Source organism: Streptomyces sp. URMC 127, from assembly GCF_051386535.1.
Taxonomy (GTDB): domain Bacteria; phylum Actinomycetota; class Actinomycetes; order Streptomycetales; family Streptomycetaceae; genus Streptomyces.
This window is the reverse complement of the sequence record NZ_JBPQTW010000065.1, coordinates 1-23,296: the sequence shown is the minus strand read 5'-3', so window position 1 is coordinate 23,296 and position 23,296 is coordinate 1. Positions and strand designations below refer to the sequence as shown.

Annotated in this window: 20 protein-coding genes, 1 other RNA gene and 1 pseudogene; 9 read left to right on the top strand and 13 right to left on the bottom strand. The window is 74.1% G+C overall.

Annotated elements, in window-relative coordinates:
• The first annotated feature begins 23 nt into the window (after window positions 1-23).
• Entirely contained in the window at window positions 24-1,439 is a 1,416-nt protein-coding gene (locus tag ACSNOH_RS16190) for a M1 family metallopeptidase (RefSeq protein WP_436722033.1), read from the top strand.
• Between the two features lie 19 nt (window positions 1,440-1,458).
• Here ACSNOH_RS16190 and ACSNOH_RS16185 read toward each other — a convergent pair whose 3' ends face one another.
• The 4 genes and pseudogenes from ACSNOH_RS16185 to ACSNOH_RS16170 all read right to left on the bottom strand — a co-directional run bounded on the left by ACSNOH_RS16185 (window position 1,459) and on the right by ACSNOH_RS16170 (window position 5,425).
• Window positions 1,459-2,466, bottom strand: coding sequence for an LLM class F420-dependent oxidoreductase (locus ACSNOH_RS16185; RefSeq protein WP_436722032.1), 1,008 nt, complete (start codon window positions 2,464-2,466; stop codon window positions 1,459-1,461).
• Between the two features lie 253 nt (window positions 2,467-2,719).
• Window positions 2,720-3,517: pseudogene (locus tag ACSNOH_RS16180) on the bottom strand (hypothetical protein); the annotation flags it as partial.
• Between the two features lie 196 nt (window positions 3,518-3,713).
• A complete protein-coding gene (locus ACSNOH_RS16175; RefSeq protein WP_436722041.1) occupies window positions 3,714-4,688 on the bottom strand; it encodes an N-acetylmuramoyl-L-alanine amidase in 975 nt (324 codons plus the stop codon).
• 98 nt (window positions 4,689-4,786) lie between these two features.
• Window positions 4,787-5,425 (bottom strand): class I SAM-dependent methyltransferase, encoded by a 639-nt coding sequence (locus ACSNOH_RS16170; RefSeq protein WP_436722031.1) that lies wholly within the window; start codon window positions 5,423-5,425, stop codon window positions 4,787-4,789.
• Between the two features lie 184 nt (window positions 5,426-5,609).
• Between ACSNOH_RS16170 and ACSNOH_RS16165 the strand changes: the two genes are divergently transcribed.
• Complete coding sequence (locus tag ACSNOH_RS16165; RefSeq protein WP_436722030.1) at window positions 5,610-6,182, top strand: superoxide dismutase family protein; 573 nt, start codon at window positions 5,610-5,612, stop codon at window positions 6,180-6,182.
• Window positions 6,183-6,312: 130 nt separating this feature from the next.
• Window positions 6,313-6,753 (top strand): hypothetical protein, encoded by a 441-nt coding sequence (locus ACSNOH_RS16160; RefSeq protein ID WP_436722029.1) that lies wholly within the window; start codon window positions 6,313-6,315, stop codon window positions 6,751-6,753.
• A 276-nt stretch (window positions 6,754-7,029) separates the two neighbouring features.
• Here ACSNOH_RS16160 and ACSNOH_RS16155 read toward each other — a convergent pair whose 3' ends face one another.
• The 4 genes from ACSNOH_RS16155 to ACSNOH_RS16140 all read right to left on the bottom strand — a co-directional run bounded on the left by ACSNOH_RS16155 (window position 7,030) and on the right by ACSNOH_RS16140 (window position 10,987).
• On the bottom strand, window positions 7,030-8,211 hold the full coding sequence (locus ACSNOH_RS16155; RefSeq protein WP_436722028.1) for a bifunctional RNase H/acid phosphatase: 1,182 nt from the start codon (window positions 8,209-8,211) through the stop codon (window positions 7,030-7,032).
• Window positions 8,212-8,216: 5 nt separating this feature from the next.
• Window positions 8,217-8,960 (bottom strand): zinc ribbon domain-containing protein, encoded by a 744-nt coding sequence (locus ACSNOH_RS16150; RefSeq protein ID WP_436722040.1) that lies wholly within the window; start codon window positions 8,958-8,960, stop codon window positions 8,217-8,219.
• 16 nt (window positions 8,961-8,976) lie between these two features.
• On the bottom strand, window positions 8,977-9,825 hold the full coding sequence (locus ACSNOH_RS16145; protein ID WP_436722027.1) for a Nif3-like dinuclear metal center hexameric protein: 849 nt from the start codon (window positions 9,823-9,825) through the stop codon (window positions 8,977-8,979).
• 133 nt (window positions 9,826-9,958) lie between these two features.
• Window positions 9,959-10,987, bottom strand: a complete 1,029-nt coding sequence (locus ACSNOH_RS16140) for an ABC transporter substrate-binding protein (RefSeq protein WP_436722026.1) — start codon at window positions 10,985-10,987, stop codon at window positions 9,959-9,961.
• Between the two features lie 254 nt (window positions 10,988-11,241).
• On the opposite strand from ACSNOH_RS16140, the gene ACSNOH_RS16135 reads away from it, so the two are divergent.
• Entirely contained in the window at window positions 11,242-13,707 is a 2,466-nt protein-coding gene (locus ACSNOH_RS16135; RefSeq protein WP_436722025.1) for a hypothetical protein, read from the top strand.
• A 258-nt stretch (window positions 13,708-13,965) separates the two neighbouring features.
• The gene (locus ACSNOH_RS16130; RefSeq protein ID WP_436722024.1) at window positions 13,966-14,124 is read left to right on the top strand and encodes a hypothetical protein; all 159 of its coding nucleotides are present in this window, start codon (window positions 13,966-13,968) and stop codon (window positions 14,122-14,124) included.
• 24 nt (window positions 14,125-14,148) lie between these two features.
• Here ACSNOH_RS16130 and ACSNOH_RS16125 read toward each other — a convergent pair whose 3' ends face one another.
• From ACSNOH_RS16125 to ACSNOH_RS16115, 3 genes are all read right to left on the bottom strand, one after another.
• Window positions 14,149-15,072 carry a 3-oxoacyl-ACP reductase gene (locus tag ACSNOH_RS16125; protein WP_436722023.1) on the bottom strand — a complete coding sequence of 308 codons (924 nt, stop codon included), beginning with the start codon at window positions 15,070-15,072 and terminating at the stop codon, window positions 14,149-14,151.
• A 28-nt stretch (window positions 15,073-15,100) separates the two neighbouring features.
• Window positions 15,101-16,201 (bottom strand): Zn-dependent alcohol dehydrogenase, encoded by a 1,101-nt coding sequence (locus ACSNOH_RS16120; RefSeq protein WP_436722022.1) that lies wholly within the window; start codon window positions 16,199-16,201, stop codon window positions 15,101-15,103.
• Window positions 16,202-16,318: 117 nt separating this feature from the next.
• Window positions 16,319-17,182, bottom strand: a complete 864-nt coding sequence (locus ACSNOH_RS16115) for a MaoC/PaaZ C-terminal domain-containing protein (protein ID WP_436722021.1) — start codon at window positions 17,180-17,182, stop codon at window positions 16,319-16,321.
• Between the two features lie 135 nt (window positions 17,183-17,317).
• Between ACSNOH_RS16115 and ACSNOH_RS16110 the strand changes: the two genes are divergently transcribed.
• Window positions 17,318-18,601 carry a sensor histidine kinase gene (locus ACSNOH_RS16110; protein ID WP_436722020.1) on the top strand — a complete coding sequence of 428 codons (1,284 nt, stop codon included), beginning with the start codon at window positions 17,318-17,320 and terminating at the stop codon, window positions 18,599-18,601.
• Entirely contained in the window at window positions 18,598-19,203 is a 606-nt protein-coding gene (locus ACSNOH_RS16105) for a response regulator transcription factor (protein WP_436722019.1), read from the top strand. Before ACSNOH_RS16110 ends, ACSNOH_RS16105 begins: the two co-directional genes overlap by 4 nt.
• A 40-nt stretch (window positions 19,204-19,243) precedes the next feature.
• Here ACSNOH_RS16105 and rnpB read toward each other — a convergent pair.
• Window positions 19,244-19,645, bottom strand: an RNA gene (rnpB, locus tag ACSNOH_RS16100) — RNase P RNA component class A.
• A gap of 162 nt (window positions 19,646-19,807) precedes the next feature.
• Here rnpB and ACSNOH_RS16095 point away from each other — a divergent pair.
• On the top strand, window positions 19,808-20,401 hold the full coding sequence (locus ACSNOH_RS16095; RefSeq protein ID WP_436722018.1) for a hypothetical protein: 594 nt from the start codon (window positions 19,808-19,810) through the stop codon (window positions 20,399-20,401).
• A gap of 81 nt (window positions 20,402-20,482) precedes the next feature.
• Here the strand turns inward: ACSNOH_RS16095 and ACSNOH_RS16090 are convergent, their stop codons facing one another.
• A complete protein-coding gene (locus tag ACSNOH_RS16090; RefSeq protein WP_436722017.1) occupies window positions 20,483-21,712 on the bottom strand; it encodes an IS110 family transposase in 1,230 nt (409 codons plus the stop codon).
• A 525-nt stretch (window positions 21,713-22,237) separates the two neighbouring features.
• On the opposite strand from ACSNOH_RS16090, the gene yaaA reads away from it, so the two are divergent.
• Window positions 22,238-23,044 carry a peroxide stress protein YaaA gene (yaaA, locus tag ACSNOH_RS16085; protein WP_436722016.1) on the top strand — a complete coding sequence of 269 codons (807 nt, stop codon included), beginning with the start codon at window positions 22,238-22,240 and terminating at the stop codon, window positions 23,042-23,044.
• The last annotated feature ends 252 nt before the right edge of the window (window positions 23,045-23,296 follow it).

Here is a 23,296-nt window from a genome sequence, read left to right as displayed (position 1 = left end):
AGGCCGGATGAGAGCATCATCGTATGACCGTTGTGCCCAGATCCTCCGTGTCCCGCAGGCTCGCCCGGGCCGCCGTGCTGCCCGCCGCCCTCGTGCTCGTGGCGGCCTGCGGCTCCGGTGACGCCGCGACGCCCAAGGCCGGGGCGCCCGGCGCGGGAGACCCGCTCTTCCCGCGCCTGGGCAACGGCGGATACGACGTCCGGCACTACGGCCTCACCCTCGACTACACCCCGGAGGGCAACCACCTCAAGGGCACCGCCGTCATCACCGCCCGCGCGACGCAGGACCTCGGCTCCTTCAACCTCGACCTCAAGGGACTGAAGGTCCGCAGCGCCCGCGTCGACGGCCGCCCGGCCCGCACGGCCCGCAAGGGCACCGAGCTGACGGTGACGCCCCGTGAGACGCTCACCAAGGGCCATGACTTCGAGACGGTCGTCGTCTACGACGGCACGCCGAAGGAGATCACCGACGAGGACGGCAGCGCCCTGGAGGGCTGGATCGAGACCGACGACGGCGCGGTCGGCCTCGGCCAGCCCACCGGCTCGATGGCCTGGTTCCCCGGCAACCACCACCCCTCCGACAAGGCCGCCTACGACATCGAGGTGACCGTCCCCAAGGGCTACACCGCCGTCGCCAACGGCGAGCTGCAGCAGCAGAGGACCAAGGGGAACCGGACGGTCTTCTCCTGGCACAGCGCCGAGCCCATGGCGAGCTACCTGGCGAGCGTGGCCGTCTCCCCGTTCAAGGTCACCACCGCCCGCGCCGGCGACCTGCCCCTCTACATCGCCACCCACCCGAAGGAGTCCTCGGCCGGGCCCCGCCTGGAGAAGCTCCTGCCCGAGGCCATCGCCTGGGCGAGCGAGCTCTTCGGCCCGTACCCGTTCTCCTCCGCCGGCGCGGTCGTCGACCACAACCCGTACGTCGACTACGCCCTGGAGACCCAGACCAAGCCGTACTTCGACTCCGCCCCGGACGACGTGACCGTCGTGCACGAGGTCGTCCACCAGTGGTTCGGCAACTCCGTCACCCCGCGCACCTGGCGCGACATGTGGCTCAACGAGAGCTTCGCCGCGTACGCGGAATGGCTGTGGGAGGACAAGCACGGCGGCCGTTCCGTCCAGCGCATCTTCGACGACTACTACACCGGCAAGGACCCGCTGAGCGACGGCATCTGGGCCTTCCCGCCCGCCGACCCCGCCCCGGCCACGGTCTCCGACCCGCCGGTCTACGGCCGCGGCGCCATGGTGCTGCACAAGCTGCGGCAGGCCGTCGGCGACGAGGCCTTCTTCGCCACGACCCGCGCCTGGGTGAGCGAGCACAAGCACGGCAACGCCGGCACCGCCGAGTTCGAGCGGTTCTGGCAGCAGCGCACCGGGAAGAACCTCGGCGGCGTCTTCGGCCCCTGGCTCCACGGGCACGGGCGGCCGGACCGGCCGTGAGGGCGGCGCGAGCCCACCCTCACACCAGGCCGGCCAGCACCCGCAGCGTCTCCTCGTCCGGCGCCGTCACCAGCAGGTCCGTCACCGGGCCCGCCCGCCACAGCTCCAGCCGCTCCGCGATCCGCCCGCGCGGCCCCACGAGCGAGATCTCGTCGGCGAAGGCGTCCGGCACGGCCGCGACGGCCTCCTCGCGCCGCCCGGCCAGGAACAGCTCCCGCACCCGCCGGGCCTCCTCCGCGTAGCCCATGCGGGCCATGAGGTCGGCGTGGAAGTTGCGGCGCGCGTGCCCCATGCCGCCGATGTAGAAGCCCAGCATCGCCTTCACCGGCAGCAGCCCCTCGGCGACGTCGGCGCACACCCGGGCCCGGACCAGCGGCGCCACCAGGAAGCCCGGGGGAGCCGCGGCGAGGGCCTCGGCGTGCAGGTCCGTGCGGAGCGGGGACCAGTACAGGGGCAGCCAGCCGTCGGCGATGCGCGCGGTCTGGGCGACGTTGCGGGGTCCCTCGGCGCCGAGCAGGACGGGCAGGTCCGGGCGGAGGGGATGGGTGATGGGGCGCAGCGGCCTGCCGAGGCCGGTCGCGCCGGGGCCGTCGTAGGGGAGGGCGTGGTGGCGGCCCTCCAGCGTCACCGGTGCCCGGCGGCGGAGCACCTGGCGCACCACGTCCACGTACTCGCGCGTCGCGGTCAGCGGGCTGTCCGGGAACGGCCGCCCGTACCAGCCCTCGACGACCTGCGGGCCCGACAGTCCCAGGCCGAGCAGCAGCCGGCCGCCGGAAAGGTGGTCGAGGGTCAGGGCGTGCATCGCGGTGGCCGTGGGGCTGCGGGCGGCCATCTGGGCGACGGCGGTGCCGAGCCGGATACGGGTCGTGTGCGCGGCGATCCAGGTGAGGGGGGTGAAGGCGTCGGAGCCCCAGGCCTCTGCGGTCCACACCGAGTGGTAGCCGAGCCGCTCGGCCTCCCGGGCGAGGGCGAGGTGGCGCGGGTCGGGGCCGCGGCCCCAGTAGCCGAGCGCGAGTCCGAGCCGCACGGGGGCCTCCCGGCAGGGTCTGAAGCTGACGTGCCGTCAGGTGCGCGGCTGACTGTACGACCCGGGCCGCGCCCGGACAAGACGGTCCTCGCGGGGGCGGGCAAGTCGCAGGGGCGGGCAGGTGGCAGGGCCGGGTTCGGCATCGCCGGGCCGCGCCGCGGTGGTTGCTCGCCGTTGCGGCGGAGGGTTGTTCCGGGGGAACCCCGGGCCCGCGAGGAGCGTGGTGGTTGTGCCTGCGCGCAAAACGGCGGGCCCCCCGGCGGCCGTCCTGCGTCTGCGCGACCAGGGCCTGGCCGCGCTGCTCCACCGCGAGGTACCACGTGCCCGGCGCGAGCTCGGCGATCTGCGACGGCGAACCGTCCTCGCCGTACAGCGGGCGCGGCACCGGCACCGCGAACCAGAACGGGGCGAAGTCCCCGGCCGGAGCGGCCGGCTGGCCGGCGGCGGGCGACGGCGCGGCCGCGGCACCGCCCTGGCTCGCGTCCGGCTGGCCCTGCTGGGCGCCGTAGGGCTGCTGGGCGCCGTACGGGCCGGACTGGGCGGCGCCCGGACCGGGGTAGCCGTAGCCCGGGTTCGGGCCGGCGCCGTACGGGGACGGGGCCTGCGGGCCCGGAGCGCTCACCAGCGGGGCCTTCAGGGCCGGGGTGCGCGGGGTGAGGACGGCCACGGCGGCCAGCGCCAGGTTGGCGATGAGGCCCAGGATCTGGCCGATGCCCGGGGACACGCCCTGGGCGCCGCCGACGATCGTCCACAGCGAGGACCACGCGGCGAACACGGCGAGCGCGGTGCCCCACTGGTCGAGGCCGAGGCCCACGAGCTTGCGGCCCTCGGGCTGGAAACGCGCGGCGACGACGAGACCGGCGGCGATGATTCCGGCGAGGAAGATCGACGGCAGGACGGGGAAGAGGCCGGCCTTCCAGCCGTTCGGCTCCGTGGGGCAGATCGTCGACGCGCAGTCGTACGAGTAGAAGCTGAGGAACGAGGCGATGAACAGCAACACCGCTGCTCCGATCACCACGCCGTCGCCTCGAGTGAGGGAGCGGATGTTCACTCTCATGTCCTTTGTCAGTGTGATCATTAACGTCGCTGTCGCCGGCACGCGAGGATGCGGGGGCGCGGGGGTGGCCCCCCATCGTACGGGTGAACTTATCGCCTGCACGGTCGGGGCGTCTTCTTCGTATCTGCCTCGTGACAAGCCCGTGGTCTGCGCGGACGGCCGCGGCGGCGGCCCGGGGCCCGCTTCCGCCCTACCCGTCCAGGAAGTCCGTGATGCCGTCGGCGATCCCCTGCGCCGCCTTCTCCCGCCACGCTCCGTCCGTCAGCAGGGCCGCGTCCTGCGGGTCCCGCATGTTGCCGCACTCGATGAACACCTTCGGCACGGTCGAGAGGTTGAGGCCGCCGAGGTCGCCGCGGGTGTCCAGGCCCGTACCGCCGCCGATGTAGTTGGACGCGGCGCTGCGCGTGACGCGTACGAAGTGGCCCGCGATGCGCACGCCGAGGTCCTTGGACGGCCCGGCGATCGGCGCGGTGTCCGCTCGGCCGCCCTTGACGGAAGCGGGGAGGATCACATGGAAGCCGCGGTTGCCGACGGCCGAGCCGTCGGCGTGCACGGAGACGGCGGCGTCGGCGTGCTCCCGGTTCCCGATCGCCGCCCGCTCGTCCACGCACGGGCCGTACGGCCGCTCGCCGTCGTGCGTCAGCACCACCCGGGCACCCTGCGACCGCAGGATCGTGCGCAGCCGGTGGGCGACGTCGAGGCTGAACGACGCCTCCGCGTAGCCGCTGTCCGTGGACGTCCCGGTGGTGTCGCACTCCTTGCGGCCCGTGCCGATGTCGACGGAGCGGTTGATCTCGGCGGTGTGCTCGCTGTTGCGGATGTTGTGCCCGGGGTCGACGACGACCACCTTGCCCTTGAGGGGCCCGTCGGGCAGCGGCCCCTCGTCGGCTGCGGCGGGTGACGCGCTCGGCGGCGCGGGCGACGACGAGCCGGGCGCCGAAGGCCGCTTGCCCTCGGGCGAAGCCTCCCGGGACGGAGCCCGCGACGCGGAGGACCGGCCGGGCGGCTCCGGCGCCCCGGCGGAGGCCGCCGACGCGGCGGCCACCGGCTCCTTCTGCCCGCCGTCCGCCTCCGCGTCCCACAGCAGCCAGCCCGCGACCCCGGCCGGGACGAGGGCCGCCACCGCGACGACGACGGGCGTACGGAAGCCGCCCCTCCGGCTCATGCGGCTCGTGCGGCCGGCGCGCGGGGAGCGGGGGAAGCGGGAAAAGCTGCCTTTGGACACCCGGCGATGCTACGCCGCCGCCCCGCCCCGGAGGGGGCCTACGCCGCAACCGGTCCGCGCCGCAGCACCCGCAGCGACCGCGTCACCGACACCTCGGTGAACTCCCCGGACGCGAGCGCCCTGAGATACACGCGGTACGGCGCCTGCCCGCCGTCCGCCGGGTCCGGGAACACGTCGTGGATCACCAGCAGCCCGCCCGGCGCGAGATGCGGGACCCAGCCCTCGTAGTCGGCCGTCGCGTGCTCGTCGGTGTGCCCGCCGTCGATGAACACCAGCCCCAGCGGCCTCCCCCAGAGCGACGCCGCCAGCGGCGAGCGCCCCACGAGCGCCAGCACGTGCTCCTCCAGGCCCGCCTGATGCAGCGTCCGCCGGAACACCGGCAGCGTGTCCATCCGCCCCACGGCCTCGTCCACCAGCGACGCGTCGTGGTACTCCCAGCCCGGCTGCTGCTCCTCGCTGCCGCGGTGATGGTCCACCGTCACGGCCGTGACGCCCGCCTCCCGGGCGGCGGCGGCCAGCAGGATCGTCGAACGCCCGCAGTACGTGCCCACTTCGAGCAGCGGCAGCCCCAGCGCCGCGGCCTCCTCGGCGGCGGCGTGGAGGGCGAGCCCCTCGTCGAGCGGCATGAAACCCTTGGCCGCCTCGAAGGCGGCGAGTATCTCGGGCTTGGGCGGCATGGTGTCGTCCTCCAGGGGTACGCGGTGGTCGGCTCATTGTCCTCACGGCCGCCGAGCGGCGTGCGCGAGGGGCCGATACCGTGGGAAGCACGTGCGGGGGAGACGGGGGAGACAGGGGAAGCGGCTGCGGCCGCTGTCGAAGTGCCCAGCTGCCCAGCTGCCCAGTTGCCGAAAGGGGCGGAAGATGTCCTTCGCCGTATCGCTGCTCGCCGCTTCGATGGCGGTGCTGTCCCCGGTGGCCGGTGCCGGTGCCGGTGCTGCCGGTACCGGCGGGCAGGGCGCCGATGTGAGCGCCGTCTTCGCGGACCCCACGGGCGACGTGCTGCGCGCCGTGACGTTCGACCCGGCCGCGGTCCCGCCGGGCGCCCGCGTCACCGTCACCGAGCGCACCGGCCACGACGGTACCCGTGTCCACCTGCGGCTGTACGGCATCCAGCCGGGCCGTACGTTCGGCGCACACGTCCACACGCAGCCGTGCGGCACCCGGCCCGAGGCCTCCGGCGGGCACTACCAGCAGGTCAAGGACCCCGTGCAGCCGTCCACCGACCCCGCGTACGCCAATCCCCGCAACGAGGTCTGGCTGGACTTCACCACCGACGGGCGCGGCGACGGCGGGGCGTCCTCCTCGGTCGCCTGGCGCTTCCGCCCCGGCGAGGCCCGCTCCGTCGTCATCCACGAGCACGCCACCGAGCGGGCCCCCGGCCGGGCGGGCACGGCGGGCGACCGGCTGGCGTGCGTCAACGTGCCCTTCAAGTGACTCCGCCGCGTGACTCCGCCCCGCGGAGGGCTCTGAAATAGCTCGAACGAATGATCGGTGCACTCGCAAGGGTGATCGTGTGCGCCGCCGGCCCCGGGTGCGGCGCCCGGCGCCGTAGCCTGCTGCCGCCATGAACGATTTCGTTGACGAAGCACGCTCGCGCGTCGCACACCTGCTCCGGATGGCCAACACCACGGACGACCGGGTCAGGGCACGGATCATCGAGTACGCGGACACCACCCCGGAGCCGCCCGTCATGAGCCGGGCCGGGATCGTCACGACCGGATGCGCGCAATGCCTGAGGACCGCGTGGCGGCAGCAGGACGCGGAGGGGCCCGTGTGGGTCTGCGCGTCCTGCGGCCACGTCGAAGGAGTGACCGTGAACTGCCCCCACTGCGACGTGCCCATGACCCCGCCGCCGCTCGGCGCGCCGGACCGGTGGCAGTGCCCCCGGTGCCCTCGGGTGGCGGCGACGGGGGAGAGCGCGCAGGACATCGAGGAGCGGGAGCGGCAACGGGTCGCGGCTGTCGCCGCGGTGGAGGAGGCGATGGCCCTGCGGGCGGCAGAGTGAACGGGGGCGCCCGTTCTTCCGCCGCGACGGTGCGAAACCACCACATACGTGACCGGCGGTGCCGGACCGTGCGTTTGAGCGTTCCGCTGGACGCGCGGTTATTCGGCTGCGGGCCGTCCGTGGCTGCTCGCGCAGTTCCCCGCGCCCCTTACGGGGCGCATGCCACGGGTGACTGCTGCTGCGGCGGCATGTTTCTTCCGCCGCAGCGGTGCGAAACCACCACGTGCGTGACCGGCGGTGCCGGACCGTGCTCGGTCTGGGACGCGTTCCGGCTGCCTACCGCAGGTGCGACGTGTCGTTCAGGAGTCTCAGTGACGCGTTGCCGTCCGCGTAGTAGGCGACCGCCGATACCGACGCCGCTGACAGTTCCATGCGGAACAGGGACTCCGGCGGGGCCCCGAGGGCCAGGCGGACCAGTGTCTTGACCGGCGTCACGTGCGTGACCAGCAGCACCGTACGCCCCGCGTAGCGCGCGAGGAGCTTGTCGCGCGTGAGGGCCGTCCGGCGGGCGACCGCCGCGAAGCTCTCGCCGCCGCCGGTGGGGGAGGCCTTGGAGGAGGCGAGCCAGGCGTCGAGGTCGTCGGGCCAGCGCTCGCGGACCTCCGCGAAGGTCAGGCCCTCCCAGGCGCCGAAGTCCGCCTCGCGGAGGCCCTCTTCGACGCGGACCTCCAAGCCGAGGCGCGCGGCCACGGCCGCGGCCGTCTCGCGGCAGCGCCGCATCGGCGAGGAGACGACGGCCTCGATGGTGCCGCGGGCGGCAAGCGCGGCACCGGCGCGCTCGGCCTGGTGGACGCCCACGGGCGACAGCTCCGGATCGCTGCCGCCGCTTCCGGAGAATCGCTTCTGCGGAGTGAGAGCCGTCTCGCCGTGGCGCATCAGGACGAACGTGGTCGGCGTCCCGAGGTCGGCCGGGGCGGCCCAGCCGACGGGAGCCGCCTTGGGCTCGGCGAGCGGCTCCGCGAGCGGCTCGGCGAGGGGCGCCGACGCCCGCACGGCCGCCCGCTCGGCGAGCGCCGCCGCGGAGGCGCCCGCCTCCCACTGCCGGCCGGCCTTGCCCGCGTCCATCGCCTCGTTGGCGAGCCGGTCCGCGTGCTTGTTCTCCTCGCGCGGGATCCACGCGTAGGAGACCTGCCCCGGCGGGAGGACGGCCCGCGCCCGGGCGGCCAGCGGCCGCATGTCCGGGTGCTTGATCTTCCAGCGGCCCGACATCTGCTCCACGACGAGCTTGGAGTCCATCCGCACCTGGACCTCGGCCGCGGGGTCGAGGGCCTTCGCGGCCTCCAGGCCGGCGATGAGCCCCCGGTACTCGGCCACGTTGTTCGTGGCCGTGCCGATGTACTCGGCGGCCTCGGCGAGGGCCTCGCCGGTGGCCGCGTCCAGGACGACGGCGCCGTAGCCGGCGGGCCCCGGGTTGCCCCGGGAGCCGCCGTCCGCCTCGACGATGAAGCGAGGGGCCATCGGGCTTACAGGCCCGACTCGGAGGTGCGCACCAGGATGCGGCTGCAGTTCTCGCAGCGGACGACCTTGTCGGCCGCGGCGGCGCGGACGTCGTTGAGCTCGGTGATGTCGAGCTCCAGGCGGCAGCCCTCGCAGCGGCGCTGGTAGAGGCGGGCCGCGCCGATGCCGCCCTGCTTCTCCCGCAGCCGGTCGTACAGCTTCAGCAGGTCGGCCGGGACGGAGGCGGCGACGATCTCGCGCTCCTTGGTGACCGAGGCGGCCTCGGCGTCGATCTCGGAGAGGGCGGCGTCGCGGCGCGCGACGGCGTCGTCGACCTTGGCCTGGACGGAGCTGACGCGGGCGGTCAGCTCGGTGACGCGCTCCTGGGCGGACTCGCGGCGCTCCATGACCTCCAGGACGACGTCCTCCAGGTCGCCCTGGCGCTTGGCCAGAGAGGCCACCTCGCGCTGCAGGTTCTCCAGGTCCTTCGCGGACATGCCGACGCCGGTGTCCAGGCGCTGCTGGTCGCGGGCGGCGCGCTGGCGGACCTGGTCGACGTCCTGCTCGGCCTTGGTCTGCTCGCGGGCGGTGTCGCTCTCCTCGGTCTGCGCGGCGACGAGCAGGTCGCGGTGCTGGGTGAGGTCGGCCTCCAGGGAGGCGATCTCGGCGTGCTCCGGCAGGCTCTTGCGCTTGTGGGCGAGCTGGTCGAGGCGCGTGTCCAGGGCCTGCAGGTCGAGGAGGCGGATCTGGTCGGCGGGCGCGGCGTTCAGTTGGGGGCTCCTGGGGTTATTTGTCGGAGAAGGCGGAGGAGGGGGACGCCGCGTGGGCGGTCCAGGGGTCGGTGACGGTCTTCGAGACGTGGGTGCGCAGGCCCCAGCCGTGCCGGTCGGAGATCTCGTCCAGCTGGGCGGCGGCCTGCTCGGCCCACGGCCACTCGGTGGCCCAGTGGGCCGCGTCGACGAGCGCCAGCGGGCTGTGCTGCTGGGCCTCGGAGGCGGGGTGGTGGCGCAGGTCGGCGGTGACGTAGGCGTCCACGCCGGCGGCCCGCACCTCGTCGAAGAGGGAGTCGCCGGAGCCGCCGCAGACGGCCACGGTGCGGATGGTGCGCCCGGGGTCGCCGGCGACGCGGATGCCCTGTGCCGTGGCGGGCAGCCGCTTGGCGGCGTGCTCGGCGAACGCGGCCAGGCTCATGGGCGGGTCGACCTCGCAGAGGCGGCCGAGGCCGCGGCGGCCGGCCGGGTCGGCGGGGTCGGGCACGAGGGGGCCGGTGACGCGGAGGTCGAGCGCGCCGGCGAGGGCGTCGGATACGCCCGGGTCGGCGCGGTCGGCGTTGGTGTGCGCGACGTGCAGGGCGATGTCGTGCTTGATCAGGGTGTGCACGACGCGGCCCTTGAAGGTCGAGGCCGCGACGGTCGTGGTCCCGCGCAGGTAGAGCGGGTGGTGGGTGACCAGCAGGTCGGCGCCGAGCGCCACGGCCTCGTCGACGACCTCCTGGACGGGGTCGACCGCGAACAGCACCCGGCCGACCGGGGCGGCGGGGTCGCCGCAGACCGTGCCGACGGCGTCCCACTGCTCGGCCTGCTCCGGGGGCCAGAGGGCGTCGAGGGCGGCGATGACTTCAGACAGTGCGGGCACGGAGGAAAGGCTACCTGTCCGCCGTGCCCGCGCGGGCTCCGCCCGAGGCCGGGCGTCACTTTCCCGGGCTCTTCCCGACCTCGTCCCGGCCTCTTCCCGGCCTCGCTTCCGGGGCCGTCACTTCACGGGGCCGTCACTTCACGAGGAAGCCCCGCAGGTCGTCGAGGACCTTGTCCGCGGCGGTGACGCCCAGGCCCAGGTACCAGGTCTCGTCCTCGACGTCCTTGGCGTGGCCCTCCTTGACCGCCCGCAGGTTCTTCCACAGCGGGTTGTCCTGCGCGGTGTCGCGCTTGGTCTTGTCCGGGGCGCCGTAGACGCCGGTGAAGATCCAGTCGGCGTCGGCCTGGTCGATCTGCTCGGGGCTGATCTCCACGGCCAGCTTGTCGGCCTGCTGGTTCTTCGGGCGCGGCAGGCCGGCGTCCTTGAGGATCGTGCCGATGAACGACTGGCCGGCGTAGAGGCGCGTGAACTGCGGGAGGTAGCGGACCATCGAGATGGTGGGCTTCTTCTCGCCCAGGTCCTCGCCGAGCTTCTTCGCCTTGGCCGCGTACGCGTCGAGGTTCTTCTTCGCCTCGGCGGTCTTGTCCAGCGCGGCCGCGTTGAGGAGGTAGTTCTCCTTCCACGTGAAGCCCGGGCGGACGGAGAAGACGGTCGGGGCGATCTTGGCGAGGTCCTTGTAGTTCTTCTCCGCGCGCAGCTTGCTGCCGAGGATCAGGTCCGGGTGGAGCTCGTTGATGGCTTCCAGGTTGAGGTTGTTGATGGTGCCGACGTTCTTCGGGTCGCCGGCGTCCTTCTTCAGGTACTCCGGGAGCTCCTGGCTGCCCTCGCTGGGGGCCCAGCCGACCGGCTGGATGCCGAGCGAGACCACGTTGTCGAGCTCGCCGACGTCGAGGACGACGACGCGCTTCGGGCGCTCCCTCAGCTCGGTCGTGCCGAGCGCGTGCTTGATGGTGCGCGGGAACTGCCCGGGCGCCGCGTCGGTGCCCATCTTCGCCGTCTGCTCGCCGGCCTTGCCGAAGTCCTTGCCGCTCTCCGACACGGCCTTCGAGCCGCTGCCGTTGTCCTTGCCGTCCCCGCTGCCGGAGGAGCCGCAGGCGGTGAGGGCGAGCGCGGCGGCTGCGGAGAGGGCGACTGCGGCGGTGCCGCGGCGGCGGAGGGACATCTCGTACTCCAGGGTCGGGTCCGGCCGGCCGGCGGTTGCGGCCGGCGGGTGGTCAAGAGGGCCTGTTCAGCCACCCCCCGCGACTACTTAGGCTCGCCTTACCTTACGTGACGGCGCAGGGCGTGCGAAGCACACCCTCCTCGCCCCCCTCAGGCGAATCGGACAACAGCCACCCTTACGCGTGAAGCGGGCCGACTCTCATTGTTCGGCAGGAAGTGCGATAACTACGTTCTGTGCCGGAGGTGACGTTTCTCATGACGGTCTGTGCCCCCCAGAGCGCCCCGCAGAGCACCCCGCGGAGCGGCTCGACGGACATGAGGCGCCCGGCGTTCACGGTCACGGCGAACGGTTCCTACGCCGCCCGGCTGGCCCTGGACGGTGCCACCGGCGGCTGGTTCCCCGAGCGCTGGACCCTCGACGGCCCCGAGCCGTACGCCGTGCCGCTGCCCGGCAGCCAGCCCGAGGAGCCCGACAGCGAGGTGCAGCCGCTCGCCGACGGACGGGTCCTCATCCGCCGCCGCGTCGCCGAGCGGCACACGCTCTCGCTGCTCTACCCCACCGGCCCCGGCACCGGGGAGCTGCCGGTCGGCGCCGTCGAGTGCGCCCGGCTGTCCCTGCTGCCTCCCGCGCCGGGCGGCTCCTCCGTCTACGGGCTCGTCCACGCCGACCGCGCGACCGCGCTGTGGCGGCTGCACGGCGGCGCCTTCGGGCCCGAGCGGGTCGTCGAAGTGCCCGGCCGCTGCACGGGCGGCGCCTGGCTCGACCGTACGGGTCGGCTGCTCGCCCTCGACCGCGAGCTGGACGGCCGCACCAAGACCGTCGTGGTGGACCTGGAGCGCGGCGGCGAGACCAGCCCGCTCCTGCAGATCACCGAGGAGAGCAACGACCGCCTGCTCCTCGCCGACCCCTGCAGCGGCCTCCTTCTCGTCCGCTCCGACGCCCCCGGGCAGGACCGGATCGGCTGGGGCGTGCTCGGCTCCGCCCGGCCCGTCCGCTTCCCCGAGTGCCTGCGACCCGCGGGCGCCGCGCTCACCCCCTTCGCCGCCCAGCCCGGGCAGGAGCTCACCCCCGAGGGGTGCGCCGTGGCCTTCCGGGTCGAGGGCGCGACCGGCAGCTGGGTGGGCGTCTGGCGCCCGTCGGGCAAACAGCTCCAGCAGTTCCCGGCGCCCGCCGGCTGGCTCGTCGGCGCGGGCCTGTGGACCAGCGGCGGCGAGCTGCGGCTGCCGTTCGTGACGCCGTACGTGCGCTGCGGGCTGGCCCGCCTGCGGCTGCCGGAGGCGGAGCGGGGGGAGACACGGGATACCGGCGGGCGCGGCGGGGGCCCGTCCGGGGCGGGCCCGGTGGCGCCGGGGGCGTCCCGCCCGGAGCCGGCGCCGTCCGGGGCGCCCTCCGAGCCGGGGCCGCTGCTGCAGGGGGCGCGGCGGCCGGCGCCCCGGCCCGAGCCGGTGTCACCGCACGGGGCTCCAGGCGAGGAGCGGGTGCCGCTGCTGCAGGGGGTGCCTCGTACGGTTTCCCAGGTGCCGCGTCTGACGCCGGATCAGGGGCCGGAGCGGTCGCCGGGTCAGGCGCCGGGGCAGGCGCCGGACCGGATGCCGGATCAGGTGCCGCTCACCGCGCCGCAGCAGGTGCGGACGCCGCTGCTGCACAAGGTCCCGCCGCCCGAGCCGGGCTCCGCCGCGCGGGAGGCCTCCCGGCCGGGGCCCGAGGCGAGCACCTCCGCGCTGCCGCGGCCACTGCTCCACAAGGCCCCGCAGCCGGCCGGGCCCCAGCCGCTGCTGCGGGCGGTCCCGGAACCGCTGCCGCGGCCAGAAGCGAGCCCCACCACGCCGCAGCCCCCGCTGCTGCACGAGGTCCCGCGGCCCGTGACGTCGCCCGTGCCGCGGCCGGAGGCGGGCAGTGTCGTGCCGCCGCAGTCGCCGCTGCTGCGTGAGGCCGTGCGTCCGGTGTCTGCCCCGCACCCTGGGCCGGAGGGGGGTGGCGCCGTGCCGTTGCGGTCGCCCTTGCTGCATGAGGCCGTGCGCCCGGTGTCTACTCCGCACCCCGGGCCCGAGGCGGGTGGTGCCGTATCGCCGCAGTCGCCCTTGCCGCATGACGCTGTGCGTCCGGTGTCCACTTCGCATCCCGGGCCCGAGGCGGGGGGTGGCGTACCGCCGCAGTCGCCTCTGCTGCATGAGGCCGTGCGACCTGTGTCCACCTCGCACCCCCGGCCCGACGCGGGCAGTGTCGTACCGCCGCAGTCGCCCCTGCCGCATGAAGCCGCGCGACCGGTGTCCGCCCCGCACCCCCGGCCCGGGGCGGGCGGTGCCGTGCCGCCGCTGTCGCCCCTGCCGCATGAAGCCCCGCATCCCGCGCCGGCGTCGCAGGCGTTCCCGTCCCGGCCCGAACCGCCCCGGGCGGACGTGCCGTCGCAGGCGCCGTCCCTTGACGGTCCCTTGATGGAGCGGCCGCATGAGGGGTTGTCACCCGGCGTGCCGCAGGCGGGTTCCGTGCCGCAGGCCGGTCCCGCGGGGCCGCAGGGGCCCGTGTCCATGCCCGTGACCCCGGCGTCTGCCGGGCCCCGCGCCGAGTCGCCGGCCTCGGTCTGGACCGCCGTGGACCCCACCGGCGCCACCGGCGTTGCCGGCCTCTCCGGAGCGGCCATGCCGGGAGCGTGGTCGGCGGCCGCCTCCAGGCCCGTACCCCTGCAGCAGGCCCCGCTGGGCCGGGAGCCGCGGACCTGAGCGGCGCGCTCCGGCGCCCCGGACGGCACCCGGAACGCACTCCGAGCGGAGCCGACTCGCCGCCCGGCCGGGTGGCCTCCGCGATCAAGGTCCCGTTAGAATCCGGGCGGGGGTTGCGTGGCTGTAACGGGCTGACACCGCCGTGAGCCGAACGGCCGTGCGCGGGGGCGTGCCGGCGTCCGCCGGCACCGTGCGCCACTGCCGTGGCAGCCCCCACGCGCACAGCACGCATCCCCATCCGACGGAGTGACTTTCCCCATGCCCGACGCCCGAACCGACACGACCGAGGCGCGCCCCTTCGAGGCGTCCGCCCAGGCCGCAGCCGCCGGCTCCGGCAGGCACCGCGGTCCCGCCTCCCCCGACGACAACAGCGCACCCGCCCACGGCAAGCACCGCCGTACGCTGGAAGGCCACTGACACCGAGGCCTCCACGGCTCCGGTTCAGCCCTCGGGCGCCGCGAACGTCTCGCCCGGCGGGCGGCCCGCGAAGTACGGGGTGAGGAGCTCGTCCAGCTCCCCGGCCGTGAAGACGTCCTTCGCCGTGCCGAACCGCGCCGCGACCTTCGGCCGCTCCATCACGGCGACCATCCCGCCGTGCACGAGGAACACCTGCCCGGTCACCCCGGCCGCGGCCGGCGCGGCGAGGTAGCCGACGAGCGGGGCCACGTGCCCGGGGTCGAGCGGGTCGGGCCCGCCGGCCTCCGGCGCCCCGACGCCGGCGAAGACCTGCTCCGTCATGCGGGTACGGGCCCGCGGGCAGATGGCGTTCGCCGTCACCCCGTACTTGCGCAGGGCCTCCGCCGTCGATGTCGTGAGGCCGACGATGCCGCCCTTGGCCGCCGCGTAGTTGGGCTGTCCGGGCGAGCCGATCAGGAACGCCTCGGAGGAGGTGTTGACGACCCGTCCGTACACCGGCCGGCCCGAGGCCTTCGCCCGCTCCCGCCAGTGCGCGGCGGCGAAGCGCAGGGTGTTGAAGTGGCCCTTGAGGTGGACGCGGATCACGGCGTCCCACTCCTCCTCGGCCATGGAGAAGACCATGCGGTCGCGCAGGATGCCCGCGTTGTTGACGAGGATGTCGAGCGAGCCGCCGCCCGCTTCGGCGGCGAGCCGCACGAGCTCGCGGGCCTGCTCGAAGTCGGCGACGTCGCCGGCGTGCGCGGTGGCCCGGCCGCCCGCCGCCCGGATCTCGGCGGCGACGGCCTCGGCGGGCCCTGCGGACGCCTCGCCGGAGCCGTCCGGGCCGGGCTGCCCGTAGTCGTTGACGACGACGTGGGCGCCGAGCCGGGCCAGTTCGAGGGCCTCGGCGCGGCCCAGGCCGCGCCCCGCGCCGGTGACGATCGCGGTCCTGCCGCGCAGGGACACCATGCCGCTCCCCTTCTCAGGTCTCGGTTTCTCAGATCTCTATGCACGTGCGCAGCGCCTCGCCCGTCCGCATCTGGGCGAGGGCCTCGTTGACGCCGGACAGCGGGACGCGGTGCGTGATGAGGCCCGCAAGGTCGATGCGGCCGGCCCGCCACAGGCCGATGGCCCGTTCGTAGGAGCGCCGGACGTCACCGCCGCCGTACAGAGAGGGCAGGATCCGCTTCTCGTCGAAGAACAGCTCGAACATGTTGAGCTGGAAGAGGTCGTCCATGGCGCCCGCCCCGACGACGCAGAGCGTGCCGCCGCGGCGCGTGGCGTCGTACGCGGCGCGGGCGGTGGCGGACGTGCCGACGACCTCGAAGGCGTAGTCGAAGCCCTCGCCGCCGGTGATGCGGGCGCGCGCGTCGGCGAGTGCGTCGGGCGGTACGGCCTCGGTCGCGCCGAAGCGCAGGGCGGCCTCGCGCCGGGAGGCGACCGGGTCGACGGCGACGATCTGCGCGGCGCCCGCGGCCCGCGCGCCCTGGACGGCGCAGATCCCGACGCCGCCGCAGCCGATGACGGCGACCGAGGAACCGGCGGCGACATCGGCGGTGTTGAGGGCGGCGCCGAGGCCGGTGGTGACGCCGCAGCCGATGAGGGCGGCGATGTCGTACGGCAGGTCGTCGGGGATGGGCACGGCGCAGCCCGCGCCGACGACGACCTCCTCGGCGAAGGTGCCGGTGCCGGCGAAGCCGAAGACGTCGGTGCCGGACCCGGGTTCGGACCCGGAGCCGCTCATGCGGAAGTTGGGCGTGCCGGCCGCCATGAAGCCGGCCAGGCACAGCTGGGTCTGGCCGCGCTTGCAGGCGGGACAGCCGCCGCAGGACGGCAGCCAGCAGACCATGACGCGGTCGCCGGGCCGCAGCCCGGTGACGCCTTCACCGGTCTCGACGACCTCGCCCGCGCCCTCGTGGCCGGGGACGAAGGGGACGGGCTGGGGCAGCACCCCGTTCATGGCGGAGAGGTCGGAGTGGCAGAGCCCGGTGGCCCGCATGCGCAGCCGGACCTTGCCGGGGCCGGGGCCCACCGCCTCCACGTCGTCGCGGACGTCGAGCTCGGGCCGTCCTGTCTCGTGCTGTACGGCTGCGCGCATGACCACTCCTCTGACGCGGTTTTCGACGCGCTGGGCGTGTGCGGGGTCCGTGTAGCTAACTGCCGTCTGCCGTCTGCCGTGTGCCGTGTGCGGGTGTCCGTCCGGCCGGCCGCGGGCTTACCCGTGCGTGACGACGGTGTCCGCGAGCACGGGAGCGTCGTCGCGCTCCACGGCGGTCACCGTCACCTGGATCCGGCCGGGCGCCGGGGTCTCGCGCCACATCCGTACGCGCAGCGTCTCGCCGGGGTAGGCGACGCCGGCGAAGCGGGTGCGGTATGCGCGGACGCGGGTGACGTCCCCGGCGAGCGCGGTGTCGACGACGGCCTTGAGGGCGATGCCGTACGAGCACAGGCCGTGCAGGATCGGCCGGTCGAAGCCCGCCCGCTTAGCGAACTCGGGGTCGGCGTGCAGGGGGTTCCAGTCGCCGTTGAGGCGGTAGAGCAGGGCCTGGTCCTCGCGGACGGGGCGCTCGACGGTGTGGTCGGGGGTGCGGACGGGCTGTTCCAGGCGGGTGGTGCTGCCACGTTCGCCGCCGAAGCCGCCCTCGCCCTTGACGAAGATCTCGCTCTCGCTCGTCCACAGCGGCCCTTCGGCGTCGGCGGCCTCGGCGCGCAGCACGATGACGGCGGCCTTGCCCTTGTCGTGGACGGCGGTGACGCGGGAGGTGTGGGAGACGGAGCCGCTGACGGGGAGCGGGCGGTGGACCTCGACGGACTGCCCGCCGTGGAGCACGGCGGCGAGGTCGATGTCGATGCCGGGGGAGGCGAGGCCGCCGGCCTGGGCGCTGCCGCCGCCCGCGACGGTGGCGAAGCTGGGGAGGACGTGCAGCCGGCTCTCCAGGGTGTAGCGGAGCTCGTCCGGGTCGGTGGCGGGGGTGCCGGCGCCGATGCCGAGGTGGTAGAGCAGGACGTCCTTGTGATCCCAGGTCAGTGAGGTGCGGCGGGGCGCGGCGGCGACGGCCTGGCGTGCGTCGATGGGCATCGGGAACCTTCCTAGAACGCGTTCTAGCCGATCCGATGGACCCCATGTATAGCCGGGCCCGGGACAAATGTCACGGGTGGCCGCCCACACTTGCATCTGCCCAGCTCAGCGGGGCGTTCCCTAGAGTTCTGTGCCATGACCGACAGCAAGACCGACGGCGAGGCCGGGCAGGAAGCCGGGCGGAATGCCGGGCGGGAAGCCGGGTGGAGAGCCGGGCTCACGACCCGCCGCGAGGCCGGGTGGAAAGCCGCGCGCGCGGCCCGCCGCAAGGCCGGGACCGAGCGGCACAAACCACCGGGGAAGTTCGCCTTCCTGCCCTGGCTCTTCATGCTCACCGGGGACGTCGAGGACCTGTTCCGGGGCGAGGTGCCGCTGCCCTGGCTCGGTGGGCTGGGCGTCGTGGCCTTCGCCGGGCTGTACGCGCTCTCGGTGTTCACCGGCCTCGACAAGCGGCAGCGGACGACCCGGTACCCGTTCCTCGCGCTCGGCGGACTGGCCGTCGTCACGTACGCGCTGACCATCGGGTACGGCGGCGACTGGCTGCTGTGCTTCCCGCTGCTGTCGCTGGCCGCCGGCATCGTGCTGCGGCGCGGGCTGACCGAGAGCGGGCGGCGGCTGGGCGTCGTCGTCCTCGTCATCGCCGGCTCGGCCGGGGTGATCGCGAGCATCCGGGGCGGCCCGACGGAGACCCTCACCGTCGCCTACGGGACCCTGCTCTCCGGCTTCGTCACCGCCGCGATCCTCAGCCTCTTCGAGACCGTGGCCCAACTGCGCGAAACCCGCGAGGAACTGGCCCGCAGCGCCGTCGAGCGCGAACGGCTGCGCTTCTCGCGCGACCTGCACGACCTGCTCGGGCACACCATGTCCGTCATCGTCGTCAAGGCGGAGGCAGTGCGCCGGCTCGCCCCGCGCGACCTGGACGCGGCGATAGGGCAGGCGGCCGACATCGAGGCCGTGGGCCGGCAGGCCCTCACCGAGATCCGCGAGGCCGTCACCGGCTACCGCGACTCCACTCTCAACACCGAACTCGACCGCGCCCGCTCCCTGCTGGAGGCCTCCGGCATCACCGCCGACATCCGCCAGTCCGGGCCCCCGCTGCCGCCGCAGAGCGCGGCCCTGCTGGGCTGGGTCGTGCGGGAGGGCGTCACGAACGTCGTCCGGCACAGCGGCGCCGGCCGCTGCACGGTCGAGGTGCGCGGCGAGACCGACCAGGTACGCCTGGAGATCACCGACAACGGCGGCGGCGTAGGCTCGGGTGCGGCCACCGGCACCTCGCCGGGGAACGGCCTCAAGGGCCTGACCGAGCGGCTGGCCGCCGCGGGCGGCCACCTGACCGCCGGCCCGGACGGGCGCAAGGGCTTCCGGCTCGTGGCCGAACTGCCCGTGGACTCGGAGTCCGAGGAGGACCACCGCTCATGATCAGACTGCTCCTCGCCGAGGACCAGGGAATGATGCGCGGCGCGCTCGCGCTGCTGCTCGGGCTGGAGGAGGACATCGAGATCGTCGCCCAGGTCGGCGACGGCGACGAGATCGTCTCCAAGGCCCTGGAGACGCGGCCGGACGTCGCGCTCCTCGACATCGAGCTGCCCGGCCGCAGCGGCCTCGACGCCGCCGCGGACCTGCGCGCCCGCATGCCCGGCTGCCAGGTCCTGATACTCACCACCTTCGGCCGCCCCGGCTACCTGCGCCGCGCGATGGAGGCCGGCGCGGCCGGCTTCCTCGTCAAGGACGGCCCGGTCGAGGACCTGGCCGCCGCGATCCGCCGCGTCCTCGCCGGCGAGCGCGTCATCGACCCGGCCCTCGCGGCCGCGGCCCTGAGCGCCGGCCCCAATCCGCTGACCCAGCGCGAGCGCGACGTCCTGGCGGCGGCCGTCGACGGCGCGACGGTCGCGGACATCGCGGCCAGGGTCCACCTCTCCCCGGCGACGGTCCGCAACTACCTCTCCGCGGCCATCGGCAAGACCGGAACCCGCAACCGCATGGAGGCGGTCCGGGCAGCCCGGCAGAACGGCTGGCTGTAGAACCTGCCGGCCTTCACAGGCTCATAGGGGAGAGGGGCGGCGGACGAGTCGGCCTGTACGCCGGGTTCTGTCTCCCGGGGGCCTTGCGGCCCTCGGGGAGGCGGCCATCCATCTAGGCCTGCCGTTGCCGGCAGGCTCGTGCGGTCTACCCGCGGACTCGGGCGGGCAGCCCTCGATCGTCCGCGCAGGGCCGCCGTGAAGCGGCCCCTCTTGACCTTGCTCCGGGTGGGGTTTACCTAGCCGCCTGAGTCACCCCAGGCGCTGGTGGTCTCTTACACCACCGTTTCACCCTTACCGGAAGCCTCGCGGCCCCCGGCGGTCTGTTTTCTGTGGCACTGTCCCGCGGGTCACCCCGGGTGGGCGTTACCCACCACCCTGCCGTGTGGAGCCCGGACGTTCCTCGGGGGATCCGAAGATCCCACGCGGCCGCCCGGCCGGCTCGTCCGCCGTGCCGACCATGCTACCTGGCGGGCGCTGCCACGATCGCCGCCCGGTAGCCGTCCCCGCCCGCGCCGGGCCCTTGACCTTGCCGTAGCGCCGATGTCTCTACTGGTTCCATGACGGCGATCATGATCAAGCATGATCAAGGGAGAGGAGCCCCCGCGTGAGCCTCGCCAGAGCGTTTGCCGTGCATGAGGGCCGCCTCTGGGCGGGCCTCATGCTGTGGTTCACCCGGCGCCGTGACGGCGTCGGTGACGGTGTCCGGGCGTTGCCGTACGCGCGGGCCCAGGCGTCCACGATGTACGCCCTCCTCTTCGTGTGCGTCGTGGAGACGGTGGGGATGTCCTTCTTCACCGCCGCGTACCCCGTCCTGCACTGGGTGGTCCTGGCCCTCGACGTCTACACCGTGCTGCTCGTCCTCGGCTTCCACGCCGGCAGCGTGGTCCGCCCGCACACGGCCGGCCCGGAGGGGCTGCGGATCCGCCAGGGCGGCACGCTGGACCTGCGCATCCCGGCGGCGGCCATCGGCGCCGTCCGGCGCGACCTGCGCTTTCCCGGCAGCGAGACCCTGGACGGCACCCTTGAGGTGCCCGTCGCCTCCCAGACCTCGGTCACCGTCGAGCTCACCGGCCCCGTCACCGTCACCCGGCTCTTCCGGCGGCCCCGCGAAGTCCGCACGGTCCGTTTCCACGCCGACGAGCCGCACGCCGCCGTCGAGGCGATACGGGCGCTCATGGCCGCCGAGCCTGCCTGCTAGCCCGCCCGCTAGCCCGCCCGCCAGGTCGCCGCGGCCGGTGGGCGCGGCGGGCGGCGTTAGACACCTCACGATGTGAAGGCGTCAAGCTGCGGCCGCCAGGGCGGTGGGGAAGGCCGTTGCTTCATCGAACAGCACTCGTTGCTTGAGGCAGTGGAAGAGCTGGCCGAGCATGCGGTTGAAGAGGTTGCGCTGGGCGGCTGCGTGCCAGTCTCCGTGGTCGTCCCGGCGGCGGCGGTAGTGGGCCATGGCTCCGGGCGAGGCCCGTAGGGAGGCGAAGGCCCAGAGGTAGCCGGCGTGGTTGAGCCGGTCGTTCTTCACCCAGCGTCGGGTGATGCTCGACTTCTTCCCCGAGGCTCTGGTGACGGGTGAGGAACCCGCGTAAGCCTTCAGCCCTCGGGCGTCAGCGAAGCGGGTGCGGTCGTCTCCGATCTCGGCGAGCACCCGGGCGCCGAGCTGGACGCCGAGGCCGGGGAAGCTGAGGAGGATGTCAGCGTCCGGGTGCTGAGGGAAAGCCTCTTCCACCGCCTCGGCGAGGTCGTCCGCGGCTGTGCAGGCCGCGTTGAGCTGGAGCAGGAGGGCGAGCATCTGCTGGCCGAGAGCCTCTTCGACCAGATGCGGCTGATGGGCCCATTCAGCACGGAAGGCCTCCCGCAGCCGCTCGGTTTCGGCTTCGATGCCACGCTGACGGCCGGCCCGCTTGAGTGCGGCGGCCAGCTGGGCGCGTGTCAGACGCGCCGCCCGGGAAGGCGTCGGGGCCCTCTTGAGGAGCTCTCGGGCCTCCGGCCGGCACAGGCCGTTCTGCCACACACTGAACGCGGCGAGAGCGGCCGGGTAGTACTCGCGAAGAAGGGAGCGGAGCTGGTTGGCGATCTGCTGCCGGTTCCAGACGACGTCCTGCTGAGCCCGGGCCAGCACGGTGATGGCCCGGGCCCGGTCGCTGTCATTTGGCAGCGGCCGGTGGGCGTGCATGTCCGTGCGGAGGATGTTCGCCAGGACCAGGGCGTCGCCCGGGTCGGACTTCTTCCGGCTCACGCTGTGCCGGTCGCGGTAGCGGGCGGCAGCCATCGGGTTGATGGCAAAGACCTTGCGCTTGCCCGTCCGCAGCACCGCGACGAGCAGGCCGCGGGAGGTCTCGATCGCGACCGGGATCGGGTCCTCCTCGGTGTCGCCGTACTCGGCCAGGAGGTCCTTGAGGATCTGGTAGCCGTTCGCGTCGTCGGTGATGTGGCGCTTGGCCAGCAGCTGCCCCGAGTCGTCGACCAGGGCGACGTCGTGCGTCTTCTCCGCCCAGTCGATACCGCAGTAGATCAAGATGCTCCTCCCCTTGAGCAACCAGTGTTTGTGCTGGTCACGAGCACATGCGGGCCACGCAGCGACCTAATTCCAGGACTCGGCGTCAGGGCCGGTCCGCCACCTCACCAGCCGTTCGTGGCACCAGCGCGCCGCACGGGCCTCGGTCTTAGCGGGAGCTCAGGCGGCTCGGGCGGAACAAGAGGTCACCGTGTGGCGGGCTCGCACCACGAAGATCAACGAGTGATTGCACAGACAGGTGGTGGCGGTCGCGAAGGCGCCGGAGAACGCCGCTCTTGGCTGAGGCATCGGGTGCCCGGTAAGCCAAAGGCATTCACTCCGGCGCCCGCGCGACCGCCACCACGTCGTGATGAGGGCCGCCCGCGCGGTCTAACGCAAGGCCTCGCGGGCCCGGCTCGACGGAGGCGTCACGGCCCTCACCACTCGAACAATCCCGTAGGCGCCACCAGCGGCCCCGCGATCGTTCAGAAGGAATTAGGCTCGTCGGGGCCGCCCGCCCGATCCGTACCGAGGGAGAAGAACACCGTGCTCGTGCTGTTGCCGCCGTCCGAGGGGAAGGCCGCCGCCGTCGGGACCGGCGCCGGGGCCGTACTGGAGGTCGGTGCGCTGTCGCTGCCGGGGCTGACCGAGGCGCGCGAGGCCGTGCTGACGGAGCTCGTCGAGCTGTGCGCGGGCGACGAGGACAAGGCCGCGGAGGTGCTCGGCCTCTCCCCGGGGCTGCGGGGCGAGATCGCGAAGAACGCGGCGCTGCGGACCGCCGGCACCCGCCCGGCGGGCGAGGTCTACACCGGCGTGCTGTACGACGCCCTGGGCCTGGCCTCGCTCGGCGCCGCGGCGCGGCAGCGGGCGGAGCGGTCGCTGCTGGTCTTCTCCGGCCTGTGGGGCGCGGTCCGCGTCAGTGACGCGATCCCCTCGTACCGCTGCTCGATGGGCGTGAAGCTGCCGGGCCTGGGCGCGCTGGCCGCGCACTGGCGCGGGGCCATGGACGGGCAGCTGCCGCAGGAGGCGGACGGCCGGATGGTCCTCGACCTCCGGTCGGCGGCGTACGCCTCCGCGTGGAAGCCGAAGGGCGACGTCGCGGAGCGGACGGCCACGGTCCGGGTGCTGCAGTCGAAGGTCGTGAACGGGGTCGAGAAGCGGTCCGTCGTCAGCCACTTCAACAAGGCCACCAAGGGGCGGCTGGTCCGCGACCTGCTGACGGCGGGCGTGGAGCCCGGCGGCCCCGCGGAGCTGGCGGAGGCGCTGCGCGACCTCGGGTACGCGGTGGAGGGGAGCGCCCCGGCGAAGGGCGGGCGGCCGTGGGCGCTGGACGTGATCGTGACCGAGCTCTGAGCGGGGACGTGGCGGAGCTATGGCCCTGCTCTGAGCCGGGACGCGGCGGAGCTGTGACCCTGCTCTGAGCCAGGGCGCGGCTGGAGCTAGGACCCGGCTCTGAGCCAAGACGCAGCGTTGAGCCATGGCGCGGCTCTCAGCCGTGACCGAGCTCTGAGCCATGACCCGGCTCCGAGCCTTGGCCCAGCTCCGCGCCCCAAGCCCCCGCCCCCGCGCTCCGTTGCGCATGACGCAACGCCCGTTGCGTTAACC